Source organism: Pseudofrankia coriaricola, assembly GCF_001854805.1.
In the GTDB taxonomy this organism is placed as follows: Bacteria; Actinomycetota; Actinomycetes; order Frankiales; family Frankiaceae; genus Pseudofrankia.
Map to the genome: position 1 here is coordinate 75,511 of NZ_MBLO01000249.1, position 13,520 is coordinate 89,030.

The following is a 13,520-nucleotide window of genomic DNA, read 5'->3' on the forward strand; positions in this document are numbered from 1 at the left end:
GCTAGCGTCAGCAGATGGCGCTCACCACGAAGGGGCAGGCGACCCGGCAACGCATCATCGAGGGTGCGGCGGTGTACCTGCGCGGCGACGACCCCGGCGAGGCGACCCTCGACGACATCCGCGCCATCACGGGCACGAGCAAGGGTCAGATCTTCCACTACTTCCCGGGCGGCAAGGAGGAACTGCTGCTCGCGGTGGCCCGGTACGAGGCGCGGCGCGTCCTCGACGACCAGCAGCCGCACCTCGGCGCCCTGACCTCGTGGGCGGCCTGGGAGCGGTGGCGGGACGCGGTCGTGGCCCGCTACCGGGCCCAGGGCCGCAACTGCCCGCTCGGGTCGCTGATGAGCCAGGTCGGCGGCACGCCGGGCGCGGCCGAGGTCATCGGCGCCCTGCTCACGAACTGGCGGGCGCACATCCGGCACGGCATCGAGCGGATGCAGGCGACCGGCGAGATCCGCCCGAGCCTCGACGCGGACCGCGTCGCCGCGGCCTTCGTCGCCGGCATCCAGGGCGGGGTCCAGGTACTCAGGTCCTCCGGGAGCACGTGGCACCTGGAGGCGACGCTGGACGCGCTGACCGACCACCTGCGAGGCGTCTGACACCGCGAGGTTGTCCGGCTCCGCGAGGCGTCCGGCTCCGCGAGGCGTCTGGCACCGCGGGACGCCCAGCAGTGAGGCGTCTGGCACCGTGGGGCATCCGGGCCGAGCAAGATTTTTGGACTTGCTAGTCCAAAAATTAGTCCGTAGCTTCGCCGGCATGTCACAGCGACTCGAACACAGGACAGCACTCGTCACCGGATCCACCAGCAACATCGGCCGGTCCATCGCGGTTGCCTTCGGCGCGGAAGGTGCGCACGTCATCGTCTCCGGGCGCGATGACACCCGCGGCAAGGCGGTGGTCGCCCGGATCCGCTCGGCGGGCGGCACGGCCGACTACGTCCACGCCGATCTCGACGGCACGGCGAGCGCCAGCAGGTCGCTCGCCGACGCGGCGAGCGACCTGCTGGGCGGCCGCATCGACATCCTGGTCAACAACGCGGGCATCTTCCCGGGGGCAACCACCCTGACCACGGACGACGCGATGTTCGACCGGGTCTACGCCGTCAACGTCAAGGCGCCGTTCTTCCTCACCCAGGCCGTCGCGCCGACGATGGTCGCCGCGGGCGGCGGCGTCATCATCAATCTCGGTTCCTGGGTGGCCCGCCTCAGCGTTCCCGTCGGTGCCCTCTACGCGTCGACCAAGGGTGCGATGGAGACGCTCACCCGGGCCTGGGCCGCCGAGTTCGGGCCTCAGGGCATCCGGGTCAACGCCGTTTCCCCGGGTGTCATCGCCGATCCCGACCGGGACCCGACCGTCGAGCGTCCGTCCGACCTGCTCATGCGTGGCACGCCCGCCGGGTGGTCCGGTCACCCCGACGCCATAGCCGCGGCGGCCGTCTACCTCGCCTCCGACGACGCGGCCTTCGTCCACGGAACGGTCGTCGACGTCGACGGCGGCCGCACCGGCGTCGCCGTCATCGCGGGGCCCAACCCCTTCCGCGCCGACGACTAATGCCGCCCCGCCTCCGTCCGCCCGCAACCGGTTGATCATCACCCACGTGTTGCCGTCGTCGTGGATTCGGCCGAATCGCGACCGCAACGACACGTCCGTGGCGATCACGAATGATCGTGAGTGGGCGGGCGTTCGCCGCCCTGGCATGGGATGCGGTGCGCGGGCGGAAGGTGGTCACCGGCGCGGCGCGTCGACCGCGTCCCTACTTCGCGGCGGGCTGCTGGTCGATGCGCACCAGGTTGCCGGAGGGGTCGCGGACGGCGCAGTCGCGGGGGCCCCACGGCTGGTTGGTCGGCTCCTGCACGATCTCGGCGCCCGAGGCGCGCACCTTCTCGAAGGTGGCGTCGAGGTCGTCGGTGTGGAAGTGGACGCCGTTCATGGCGCCCTTGGCGACGAGCGCGGTGATCGCCTCGCCGTCGGCGGGGCTGCCGGCCAGGTAGTTCGTGAGGACGATCTCGACGCCGGGCTGGGTGGCCGAGCCGACGGTGATCCAGCGGAAGCCCTCACGGGCGACGTCGTTGCGCAGCTCGAGGCCGAGCGCGTCGCGGTAGAAGGCCAGGGAGAGGTCCGGGTCCTGAACCTGGACGAAGCAGCGGGCAAGAGTGAGATCCATGTCCGCAACGCTAGGGGGCTGGCGTCGCGCGTGCTTCTCCGATCCTGCTCGGACCACGGCTGGGGCGGGTGAGGTCCTTGGCGACGCAGCCCGGCACGTTCGCGAGCGCGCTGTGGTCCCGGCTCCGATAGGCCGTCGGCGTCTCGCCCACCAGCTCGGTGAAACGCGCGCTGAACGAGCCGAGCGACGTACACCCGACCGCCATGCAGACGTCGGTGACCGACATGTCGCCGCGGCGCAGCAGCGCCTTCGCCCGCTCGATCCGCCGCGTCATCAGGTAGGAATAGGGCGTCTCCCCGTATGCCGCGCGGAACCGCCGGGAGAAGTGCGCGGTCGACATCAGCGCGGCGCGGGCGAGCGCGGCGACGTCGAGCGGGCTCGCGTACTCGCGGTCCATCAGATCGCGGGCACGCCGAAGGTGCGCGAGGTTGGCAAGCTCCTCCGGCGTCACGAACGCCAGCGTAACAACGCAGGCGCGACACCCCGCTGATCGTGCTGCCGCCCGCCCCGGGGCTCGCGATGCCCGTCAACCGGAGAGTCCGCCCCATCCCGGCAGGCCGAATTGAGGCTCCGACCCGCCCGTCCGCCCCAGTCTCACCCGCCCCGACGAAAGCCACCCTGCCCCAGGCAGGGCGCTCAACGCCCGATGTAGGAAGCCAGGTGCTCGCCGGTGAGGGTGGAGCGGGCGGCGACGAGGCCGGCGGGTGTGCCCTCGAAGATGATCCGGCCGCCGTCGTGGCCGGCGCCGGGGCCGAGGTCGATGATCCAGTCGGCGTGTGCCATGACCGCTTGGTGGTGCTCGATGACGATGACCGACTTGCCGGCGTCGACGAGCCGGTCCAGCAGGCCGAGCAGCTGCTCGACGTCGGCGAGGTGCAGGCCGGTGGTCGGCTCGTCGAGGACGTAGACGCCGCCCTTGTCTGCCATCCGGGTGGCGAGTTTGAGGCGCTGCCGCTCGCCGCCGGACAGCGTCGTGAGCGGCTGGCCGAGGCTGAGGTAGCCGAGCCCGACGTCGGCGAGCCGGCCGAGGATGGCGTGTGCGGCCGGCGTGCGCGCCTCGCCAGCGCCGAAGAACTCCTCGGCCTCGGTCACCGGCATCGCGAGCACCTCGCTGATGTCGCGGCCGCCGAGGTGGTAATCCAGCACCGACGCCTGGAACCGCTTCCCCTCGCACTCCTCGCAGGTGGTGGCGACGCCGGCCATCATCGCCAGATCGGTGTAGATGACGCCGGCACCGTTGCAGGCGGGGCAGGCGCCCTCGGAGTTGGCGCTGAACAGCGCCGGCTTCACGCCGTTCACCTTCGCGAAGGCCTTGCGGATCGGGTCGAGCAGCCCGGTGTACGTCGCCGGGTTGCTCCGCCGCGAGCCGCGGATCGGGGTCTGGTCGACCGACACCACCCCGTCCCGCCCGGACACCGAGCCGTGGATCAGCGAGCTCTTGCCCGAGCCCGCCACCCCGGTGACGACGACCAGCACGCCGAGCGGGATGTCGACGTCGACGTCCCGCAGGTTGTGGGCGTCGGCGCCGCGGACCTCCATCGCGCCCGACGGCGTGCGCACCGACGACTTCAGGGAGGCGCGGTCGTCCAGGTGCCGCCCGGTGAGCGTGCCGCTGGCCCGCAGCCCTCCGACGGTGCCCTCGAAGCAGACGGTGCCGCCCGCCGTGCCGGCGCCGGGGCCGAGGTCGACGACATGGTCGGCGATCGCGATCACCTCCGGCTTGTGCTCCACGACTAGCACGGTGTTGCCCTTGTCGCGCAGCCGCAGCAGGAGGTCGTTCATCCGCTGGATGTCGTGCGGGTGCAGCCCGATGGTCGGCTCGTCGAAGACGTAGGTGACGTCGGTCAGCGACGACCCGAGGTGGCGGATCATCTTGGTGCGCTGCGCCTCGCCACCCGACAGCGTTCCCGTGGCGCGGTCGAGCGAGAGGTAGCCCAGCCCGATGTCGGTGAACGAGTCGAGGGCGTGCCTCAGCGCAGCGAGCAGCGGCGCCACAGTCGGCTCGTCGAGGCCGCGCACCCACTCGGCCAGGTCACTGATCTGCATCGCGCAGGCGTCGGCGATGCTGATCCCGCTGATCTTCGACGACCGGGCCGCCTCGGACAGCCGGGTGCCGCCGCACTCGGGGCAGACGGTGAACGTCACCGCCCGCTCGACGAACGCGCGGACGTGCGGCTGCAGGGACTCGATGTCCTTGGAGAGATGCGACTTCTGGATCCGCGGGATCAGCCCTTCATAGGTCAGGTTGATGTTGTCGACCTTGATCCTGCGGGCCTCGCCGTACAGGAACTCCTCGCGCTGCTTCTTGGTGAACCTGGCGATGGGTATGTCGGCCGGCACCACCGCGGCGAAGATCCGCCCGAACCAGCCGTCGGCGCTGTAGCCCGGCACCGTGATCGCGCCCTCGGACAGCGACTTGCTCTCGTCGAACAGCTGCGAGAGGTCGATGTCGGACACCGATCCCATGCCTTCGCAGCGGGGGCACATGCCGCCGATGCGGTTGAAGGTCGCCTTCACGGTCTTCTTGGCGCCGCGCTCGACGGTGATCGCGCCGCTGGCCCGGACCGAGGCGACGTTGAAGGAGAACGCGTTCGGCGAGCCGGCATACGGCGTGCCGAGGCGGCTGAAGACGATCCGCAGCAACGCGTTGGCGTCGGTGGCGGTGCCGACCGTGGAACGGGGGTTGCCGCCCATCCGCTCCTGGTCGACGATGATCGCCGTCGTCAGCCCCTCCAGCAGGTCGACCTCCGGGCGCGCCAGCGTCGGCATGAAACCCTGCACGAAGGTGCTGTACGTCTCGTTGATCAGCCGCTGCGACTCCGCGGCGATCGTGCCGAACACCAGCGAGCTCTTGCCCGAGCCGGAGACACCGGTGAACACCGTCAGCCGGCGCTTCGGGATCTCGATGCTGACGTCCTTGAGGTTGTGCTCGCGCGCGCCCCGCACCCGGATCAGATCGTGGCTGTCGGCATAGTGGCTGTCGGCATAGTGGCTGTCGGCATCGTGGTTGGCGACGCGCGGCGCGGGTGACCGCGGGTCAGTCCTCGTGGCCGTGCTCATCGTCTCCATGGAGGTCACGCTAGCCACCGCTCGGCGGTCTGTGCTTCTCGATTCCTGACCGATCTGGCCTACCTGTCTCGTGGCGCACGACAGAATTCCGCCGTCCGCCGGGACTAGCGTCGTGCCCAGGTCACGGGAGCGGCCGCGGCCGGAACCGGAGGGAGCGGGCGGGATGGAGCTGCGCGAGGCGATGCGCACGTCGGGGGCCGTGCGCAGGTTCACCGACGAGCCGGTGCCGGACGAGGTGCTCGCGCGGGTGCTCGACGAGGCCAGGTTCGCGCCCAGCGGTGGCAACACCCAGCCGTGGACGGTGATCGTCCTGCGCGACCCGGAGATCCGCCGGGCCATCCGCGACCTGGTGGTGCTCGGCTGGCGCGAGTACCGCGCGCAGGTCCAGGCCGGGGTGCGCCCGTTCGCGCCGGGCCCGGACGGCCGCTGGCACGGGCCGGCGATCGACCTCGCCGAGGCGGCGGCCACCCCCGCGCCGATGTCGTTCGTCGACAGCCTCGACGAGGTACCGGTGCTGCTGGTCCTGTGCGCGCGGCTCACGGCGCTCGCCGTCATGGACGTGGACCTGGACCGGCAGAGCATCATCGGCGGTGCCTCGGTCTACCCGTTCGCCCAGAACGTGCTGCTCGCGGCACGGGCCGAGGGCCTGGGCGGCGTGCTGACGACCTTCCTCGCCCGCCGGGAGCCGGAGGCCGCCAAGTTGCTCGCCGTCCCGCCCGACCACGCGATCGCGGCCGTCATCGCCCTCGGCCACCCCGAGCGGCGGGCCACGAAGCTCACCCGCCGCCCGGTCGAGGAGTTCGCCCGCCTCGACACGTTCAACGGCGACGCCTTCCCCGGTCCCGCGCCGGCCGGACCCAAGTCCTGACTGACAGCCGGGACTGACGGCCGGGACGAGACCGGGAACGCGGAAAGCGGCGACGGCGCCGGGCCAGGGAGCATCCCGAGGTCGGACGGTGGATCAGCCCGTGGAGGTGCCGTCGGTGTCGGCCGGCTTGGGCTGGGGGGTGAGCAGCGGGGAACTGGTGTTGGAGGGCCACTGGGGGCGGTAGTAGCCGCGGAAATGCAGCTCGCCGCCGCGCAGCTCACGGATCGTCAGGAAGTCGCCCTTGTAGCCACGGTGGTCGTAGGGCGCGAACGTGATGTACGCGCCGGGGCCGCCGTTGGTGCACGGCATCCACTTGATCTTCTCCAGCCCGAGCCGGACCTGCTCGGGCGTGGGGATCGCGGCGTTCGCGATGCCGTGGATCGCGGCGCGCGCGGTGTCGTAGCCAAGGGCCACGACGACGTTGCGGGTGACCCGGCCGAACCGCGCCTCGAAGCGGCGGGTCATCGCCTCGTAGTTCGGGTTCGCGCCGTCCTCGCCGAGCTGGTCGACGCCGTGCCAGCCCTCCAGGCCCTCGGCCCAGGCATTCGAGTTCGAGTAGAACATGAACGCGGTGCCCATGAACCGCGGCGGATCCCAGTCGAGGGCCTTGAACGCCGCGGCGAAATGGAAGGTCGAGTAGCCGTACCCCATATAGACGATGGCCTCGGCGCCCTGGGCGCGCATCGTCTCAAGCTGCTGCTGGAGGTTCTTCGGGTTCGGGCCGAGGCTGACCTCCTTGACGATCTCGACGCCGACCTGCTGCGCCGCCGTCCGGAAGAAGTCCGAGTAGTGGTCGCCGGACGAGCCCTTCTCCCAGAAGAAGCCGACCTTGGTGTGGCCCTGCTGCGCGCACCAGTTCGCGCCCATCACCGACTCGGTCGGGATGTCGCCGTTGGCGACGGTGAAGCAGTAGTCGCCGGCGAACTTGACGCTGCCGGTCCAGCCGATGCACGAGACGCCCGTGCGGTTGGCGGTGTCCTGCAGGTTCAGCGAGTTGTCGGAGATCATCGGGCCGAGCACGACGACACAGCCGTCGTCGACCAGCTTCTGGTATCCCCGGCGGACCTTGAAGTAGTTCTCCCTGGGCAGCCCGCGCGCGTCGACGGTGCGGATCTCGACCGGCCGGTCGTAGACGCCCTCGTTGAGCGCGTCCTCGACGGCGAGAATCGTGGAGTCGACCCAGTCGGACAGCAGCTGCCCGAGGTCCATGTCGACGAGGATGCCGATCTTCACCGGCTCGAACGGGTCGCCCTGGGTGACCAGGCCCCGCGTCGGCGGGTAGACGACGATCGACTCGACCGCCTTCTCGCCGATCCGCCCGCCGCCCTCGTACCAGCGGCCCGCCGGGTCGTTGTAGGCGACGGTGTCGGTCCCGCGCTCGACCGTCGAGACCGCCCGGTCCGGCTGGGCGATCCCGTGATCCACCGGCGCGGGGAAAAGGCGCTCGGCATACCGCCCGGCGTCCTTGTCCTGCTCAGGCCGGCCCTGGCCGGGTAAGCCCTGCTCGCTCATCCGAGACTCCTCGCCGCTCGCGCGCCGTCGCCGCCGCCGCGCGGACCAGCGAACGATCGTTCAACCCAGAGAACCACTGCTCAGCGGTACGTCTACCACCGCCACCCCGGCTGGGCAAGAAATCCCTGTCCGGGCGTCAGGGGTGCGCGTGGCCGGACTATTGAGCTAACCTTCTTGACCTGGGACATGGTGACCTCGGGCACACCGCCGGCTCTGGATGTGCCAGCGCCTCGCCCAGTTGAGGGAAGGCCGAGATGATTCGGGGTGTCCATCACGGGAAGGGCGGTCGATATCACTGTGGGTGACACTCATTTGATCGCGTCTCGGCCTCCGGTTGGGACTACTAGTCCGAGCGGAGTGGCCCGGAACGGCCGTGGCGCGGCCGTCGGCGGTGAGGTCGGCGGTGACACAGCTCTTCGCCCTCAGACCGAGGGAGTGCCGTTCGCGCCGCGGACGCCGCTCACCGAGCCGTTCTGGGCGGGCTGCGCACGCGGCGAACTGCTGTTCCAGCGCTGCGCGGCCTGCGCAACCCCCGGATTCCCCCCGGCTGAGGCCTGCCGGGCCTGCCTGTCGCGCGATCTGTGCTGGGAACGTTCCGCGGGCCTCGCCACCCTCTACAGCTGGACGGTCGTGCACCGCCCGGTGAGCCCCGCCTTCCGCACCCCGTACGCGCCGGCCATCGTGACCCTCGACGAGGGCTACCAGCTGATGACCTGCCTGGTCGGCCTCACGGTCGTCGAGATCCGCCCGGATCTGCGCCTGCGCGTCGCGTTCCACTCCGTCGTCCCCGCGGCCTCCGCCGCCCCGGAGGCGGGGAGCCAGCCGACAACGACGCTTCCCTACTTCGAACCCGCCGGCCGAGCCTGAAACGGGAGACCAGCCGCATGAAGCCAGAAGACCTGATCCTGGTCAGCGTCGACGACCACATCGCCGAGCCGGCCGGCATGTTCGACGCGCACGTCCCGGCGAAGTACAAGGACTTAGCCCCGCGCGTCGTCGACGAGCCCGACGGCGTCCAGCAGTGGTACTACGGCACCCAGCGCGGCCGTAACCTCGGCCTGAACGCGGTCGCCGGCAAGCCGCCGGAGATGTTCAACGTCGACGCCAGCCGCTACGACGAAATGCGGCCCGGCTGCTACGACGTACACGAACGGGTCCGCGACATGAACGCCGGCGGGCAGCTCGCCGGGCTGAACTTCCCGAACTGGACCGGCTTCTCCGGCCAGGTCCTCAACCAGGGCACGGACCGCGACGTCAACCTCATCATGATCAAGGCGTACAACGACTGGCACGTCGACGAGTGGTGCGGCGCCTACCCGGACCGGTTCATCCCCTGCGGCATCCTGCCGCTGTTCGACGTCGACGAGGCGGCGAAGGAGCTGCGGCGGCTGGCCGGCAAGGGCTGCCACGCCGTCACCTTCTCCGAGAACCCCGAGGCGCTGAAGATGCCGAGCCTGCACAGCGGCTACTGGGGCCCGCTGTTCCGCGCGGCCAGCGACTCCCGCACCGTGCTGTGCCTGCACCTCGGCTCGGCCTCGCGATCCCCGATGTTCTCCTCCGACGCCCCGGCCAGCGTCAACATGTCCGGCTCGTCGATCGCTTCGATCTACTCGTTCCTGGAGCTGGTCTGGGCCGAGTTCTGGGCCGACTTCCCGGACCTGCGGTTCTCGCTGACCGAGGGCGACATCGGCTGGATCCCATATTTCCTGTGGCGCAGTGAGCACGTCCAGCGCCGCCACTCCGCCTGGACCCGGCCGTCCTTCCCCGCCGGGATCGACGGGCCGGCGGACATCTTCCGCAAGCACATCCTGACCTGCTTCATCAGCGACACGGTCGGCCCGCGCCTGCTCGACTGGTTCGACGTCGGCAACGTGTGCTGGGAGTCCGACTTCCCGCACTCCGACTCCAGCTGGCCGAACGCCCCCGAGGACGTCATCGCCAACCTCGGCCACCTGCCCGACGACACCGTCAACAGGATCACCCACGAGAACGCCCTGCGGCACTTCCAGTTCGACCCGTTCGCGACCCGCCCGCGCGAGCGGGCCACCGCTGGCGCGCTGCGCGCCGAGGCGACCGACGTCGACGTCGTCACCCGGGTCGGCCGTCTCGCCAGCGAGCGCGACCTCCAGGCGTGGAAGCGCCTCACCACACGCACGTCACCGTCGTTCCCCTCCGCGCCGGCCGCCCCCGGCGCTTCTCAGGCGTAGGGGCGGGCCCGGTGTCACACGACGCCCCCGCCGAGGCACCCGCTGACGCGTCAGCCGGCGTGTCCGCCGACGCGTCGGCGCGGTCGGCTCTCGGGCCGCTCGCCGGCGTCCGCGTCCTGGAACTGGCGACGCAGATCGCCGGGCCCTACTGCGGAAAGCTGTTCGCCGACGCCGGTGCCGACGTGGTGAAGGTGGAGCCGCCCGGCTCCGGCGACCTGATGCGCGCCTGGTCCGCGTCGGGCTCCCGCCCCGTCGGGGACGGCGCGCTGTTCCGCTTCCTCAACACCTCCAAGCGGTCCGTCGCCGCGGACCTCGACAGTTCGCGGGTTCGCGCCCTGGCCGCCGCCGCCGATCTCGTCATCGTCGGCGGTGCCCTCGCCGGCGGCGGAACCCCCGGCGGCGGGACCTCCACCGGTGAAGGGATCTTCACGGGTGGTGGCCCGGGCCCGGCGGCTGTCCGGCGCCTGCACGCCGACAACCCGCGCGCCGTCGTCCTGTCGATCAGCCCGTTCGGCCTCACCGGGCCGTGGGCGGGCGGCGGCCGGCAGCAGGGGCCCCAGTCGAGCGCGGAGGCACTGGACGGAGAAACGCTGGACGGGGCGGCGTTCACCGAGTTCCTCCTCCAGGCGCTCTGCGGATCCACCGCCGGCCGGGGCGAACCGGACGCCGCCCCGCTGCAGGCCGGCGGGCGGATCGGCGAGTGGGCGTCCGGCGTCTACGCCGCCGTCGTCGGGCTCGCCGCGCTGCGCGGCGCCCGCCGTGACGGCGTCGGCGACCTGGTCGACATCTCGATGCTCGAATGCATGACGATCATGATGGGCGGCCTTTCGGTCGTCGGGCCGACCATCATGGGCGGCCCGAAGCCAGGCATCCCCGGCGCACCCGGCCGCATCCCCGAGACGCCGTCGATCGAGCCGACGAAGGATGGCCTGGTCGGTTTCTGCACCATCACCGCGCAGCAGTTCCAGGACTTCCTGGTCCTCATCGAACGGCCCGACCTGCTCGGCGACCGCGACCTCGCGCTGCTGCCGCGCCGGCACGCCCGCCGTGCCGAGTTCCACGCCGCCGTGCACGCCTGGACCACCCGGCACACCACCGAGGAGATCGTCGAGCTCGCCGCCGCCCTGCGCATCCCGGCCACCCCCGTCGGCACCCCGGAGACCGTGACGACGATCGACCAGTTCACGGCCCGCGGCGTGTTCGTCCCCAACCCCCGCGGGGGCTTCCGCCAGCCCCGCACCCCCTACCGCGTGGGCGACTTCGGCGGCCGGCCGCTCGCCCCGGCCCCCACCCTCGGCGAGCACACCGACACCGCGCGCTGGCCCGCCGCCGACGGTCCCGCCGCCGACGGTCCCGCCGCCGACGGTCCCGCCGCCGACGGTCCTGCCGCTGACGGCCTGGCTCCTGACGGCCTGGCTCCTGACGGTCCGGCTGCCGACGGTCCGGCCGCCGGCGCGGCCGGGCCTGTCCGCCCGGCGCGGCCGCTGCCGCTGGACGGGCTGCGGGTCCTTGACCTGACCGCGTTCTGGGCCGGCCCGTCGGCGACGATGCTGCTCGGCTCGCTCGGCGCTGACGTCATCAAGGTCGAGGGGGTGTCCCGCCCCGACGGCATGCGGTTCGCGGGCGGTAAACCGCCGACCGAGCCGAGCTGGTGGGAATGGGGCACGATGTTCCTCGCCACCAACGCCAACAAGCGTGCGGTCAGCCTGGAACTGTCCTCCATGGAGGGGTTCGACCTGGCCCGGCGGCTCATCGGCGCCTGCGACGTGGTCATCGAGAACTTCACCCCCCGGGTGCTGCCCAACCTCGGCCTCGACTGGGAGACGGTGCACGCCGCGAACCCGTCGGCCGTGCTCACCCGCATGCCGGCGTTCGGGCTCGACGGGCCGTGGCGCGACCGCACCGGCTTCGCCCAGACGATGGAGCAGGCCAGCGGCATGGCCTGGCTGACCGGGACCGCGGACGGCCCGCCGGTGATCCCGCGCGGCGCCTGCGACCCGATCGCCGGCCTGCACGCCGCGTTCGCCACCCTGGTGGCACTGGCCGCCCGGGACCGCCCGGACGGTGACGGCTCCGGCGCGCTGGTCGAGGCGACGATGATCGAGTCGGTTCTCAACGTCGCCGCCGAGCTGACCGTCGAGTACACGGAGGGCGGGGCGTCGCTGCGCCGCGACGGCAACCGCGGCCCGCTCGGGCCGCTGGCGGCCCCGCAGGGCGTCTACCGCTGCCCCCGCGACCCGGCCGGCCCCGATGTCTGGCTCGCGCTCGCCATTACCGACGATGCGCAATGGCGGCGCCTGTGCGCCGTGCTCGGCCGCCCCGACCTCGCCGCCGACGGGGGACTCGCGACCCTGGCCGGCCGCCGCGTCACCGCCGCCCACGATCTGGTCGACGAGGCGATCGCCGCCTGGACGGCCGCGGCGCCCGACCGGGTCACGGCCCTCGCCGCCCTCGCCACCGCCGGTGTCCCGGCCGCGCCGGTCACCCCGGCCGCCGGTCTGCTGGCCAACCCGCAGCTCGCGGCCCGCGGCTTCTTCGAGCGGCTGGCCCACCCGGTGGTCGGCGAGCACCCGATGCCCGGCGTCGCGTTCCGCCTCGCCAGCCAGCCCGGCCCGCTGTTGCGCCGCCCGGCGCCCGTTTTCGGGCAGCACGACGACGAGGTGTACGGCGGCCTGCTCGGCCTCACCCTGGCCGAGATCGACGGCCTGCGCGCCCGCCGCGTCCTCGGCGACAAGCCGGCCGGCGTATGACCGGGCCGTCGCGGGCCGCCGCCGCCAACGGCGCCGGTGCCGGTGCCGGTGCCGGTGCCGGTGCGGCCGATCGTGCCCGTACCGCTGACGGCGCCGCCGCGTACGAGGCTGCTGCCGCCGACGACGCTGGCGTCGTCGGCGACAACAGCACCGGCGACAACAGCACCGGCGACAACAGCACCGGCGACAACAGCACCGGCGACAACAGCACCGGCGACAACAGCACCGGCGCCGACGGCTCCGGCGCGGGGGACGGCCTGCCGACGACCGCCTACGCGGTGCTGGGGCAACTGGCGGTCGCCGACGTGCCGCTGTCGCCGGTCGAGCTGAAGACCCGGGCCGACTTCAGCCTGCGCTTCTTCTACTGGGCGCCGGCGATCAGCCACATCCGCAAGGAGCTGGCGCGGCTGGAGGCGCTGGGCCTGGTCACCGCGAGCCCGGCGCCAGGCCGCCGGATCCGGCGCACCTTCGTCCACGAGATCACCCCGGCCGGCCGCGCGGTGCTGCGTGACTGGTTGCACCAGACCGCCGACGAGGAGCCGGTGGTCATCAAGCACCCGGTGCTGCTGCGGGTGTGGCTGGGCGCCGAGACCGAGCCGCAGCGGGTCGTGGAGATCCTCGACCGTTACCTGGAGCAGACCCGGGCGGCCGTCGACGAGCTGCGCTGGGGCCGGCGCCGCGCCCAGGAGGTCCGGCTGGACAGCCGGCCCGAGCTGCGTTACTCCCGCGCCGTCGGCGACTACGTGCTGCGCCGGATGTACGCGGAGCTGGCGAACGTCGCCCAGCTGCGCGACGAGCTCGCCGACCTGCCCACCACGCCACGGCCACCGTTCGCCGGGCCGCCGCCGCTGCACGACTACGAGCACCCCGACGACCAGCGCGGGCGTGTCGACGGCGACGGCGACGAGCGCGGCCAGGACGGCGCCGGGTCGGCGGGGGAGAGGAGCTGA

The 13,520-nt window shown here is 72.2% G+C and carries 11 protein-coding genes; 7 read left to right on the plus strand and 4 right to left on the minus strand.

The features are described 5' to 3' along the window. Window positions 1–14 precede the first annotated feature (14 nt). Window positions 15–599 carry a TetR/AcrR family transcriptional regulator gene (locus tag BCD48_RS35630; protein ID WP_071052799.1) on the plus strand — a complete coding sequence of 195 codons (585 nt, stop codon included), beginning with the start codon at window positions 15–17 and terminating at the stop codon, window positions 597–599. A 157-nt stretch (window positions 600–756) separates the two neighbouring features. Next, window positions 757–1,551, plus strand: coding sequence for an SDR family NAD(P)-dependent oxidoreductase (locus tag BCD48_RS35635; RefSeq protein ID WP_071052800.1), 795 nt, complete (start codon window positions 757–759; stop codon window positions 1,549–1,551). A 202-nt stretch (window positions 1,552–1,753) separates the two neighbouring features. On the opposite strand, the gene BCD48_RS35640 is transcribed toward BCD48_RS35635, so the two are convergent. The 3 genes from BCD48_RS35640 to BCD48_RS35650 all read right to left on the minus strand — a co-directional run bounded on the left by BCD48_RS35640 (window position 1,754) and on the right by BCD48_RS35650 (window position 5,224). After that, window positions 1,754–2,164, minus strand: coding sequence for a VOC family protein (locus BCD48_RS35640; RefSeq protein WP_071052801.1), 411 nt, complete (start codon window positions 2,162–2,164; stop codon window positions 1,754–1,756). A 10-nt stretch (window positions 2,165–2,174) separates the two neighbouring features. Beyond that, the gene (locus tag BCD48_RS35645; RefSeq protein WP_071052802.1) at window positions 2,175–2,615 is read right to left on the minus strand and encodes a helix-turn-helix transcriptional regulator; all 441 of its coding nucleotides are present in this window, start codon (window positions 2,613–2,615) and stop codon (window positions 2,175–2,177) included. Window positions 2,616–2,800: 185 nt separating this feature from the next. Continuing rightward, window positions 2,801–5,224 (minus strand): ATP-binding cassette domain-containing protein, encoded by a 2,424-nt coding sequence (locus BCD48_RS35650; RefSeq protein WP_071052834.1) that lies wholly within the window; start codon window positions 5,222–5,224, stop codon window positions 2,801–2,803. Between the two features lie 172 nt (window positions 5,225–5,396). On the opposite strand from BCD48_RS35650, the gene BCD48_RS35655 reads away from it, so the two are divergent. Further along, window positions 5,397–6,101, plus strand: coding sequence for a nitroreductase family protein (locus BCD48_RS35655; protein ID WP_071052803.1), 705 nt, complete (start codon window positions 5,397–5,399; stop codon window positions 6,099–6,101). A 93-nt stretch (window positions 6,102–6,194) separates the two neighbouring features. Here BCD48_RS35655 and BCD48_RS35660 read toward each other — a convergent pair whose 3' ends face one another. Next, window positions 6,195–7,613 (minus strand): ABC transporter substrate-binding protein, encoded by a 1,419-nt coding sequence (locus BCD48_RS35660; protein WP_071052804.1) that lies wholly within the window; start codon window positions 7,611–7,613, stop codon window positions 6,195–6,197. A gap of 357 nt (window positions 7,614–7,970) precedes the next feature. On the opposite strand from BCD48_RS35660, the gene BCD48_RS35665 reads away from it, so the two are divergent. The 4 genes from BCD48_RS35665 to BCD48_RS35680 are packed head-to-tail and all read left to right on the plus strand — an operon-like array spanning window position 7,971 to window position 13,520. Then, entirely contained in the window at window positions 7,971–8,480 is a 510-nt protein-coding gene (locus BCD48_RS35665) for a Zn-ribbon domain-containing OB-fold protein (protein WP_071052805.1), read from the plus strand. Window positions 8,481–8,497: 17 nt separating this feature from the next. Then, window positions 8,498–9,820: an amidohydrolase family protein gene (locus BCD48_RS35670; RefSeq protein ID WP_071052806.1), complete on the plus strand. Its 1,323-nt coding sequence runs from the start codon at window positions 8,498–8,500 to the stop codon at window positions 9,818–9,820. A gap of 11 nt (window positions 9,821–9,831) precedes the next feature. Continuing rightward, a complete protein-coding gene (locus BCD48_RS35675) occupies window positions 9,832–12,570 on the plus strand; it encodes a CaiB/BaiF CoA transferase family protein (RefSeq protein WP_083419701.1) in 2,739 nt (912 codons plus the stop codon). Then, window positions 12,567–13,520 (plus strand): PadR family transcriptional regulator, encoded by a 954-nt coding sequence (locus tag BCD48_RS35680; RefSeq protein ID WP_241842254.1) that lies wholly within the window; start codon window positions 12,567–12,569, stop codon window positions 13,518–13,520. Before BCD48_RS35675 ends, BCD48_RS35680 begins: the two co-directional genes overlap by 4 nt.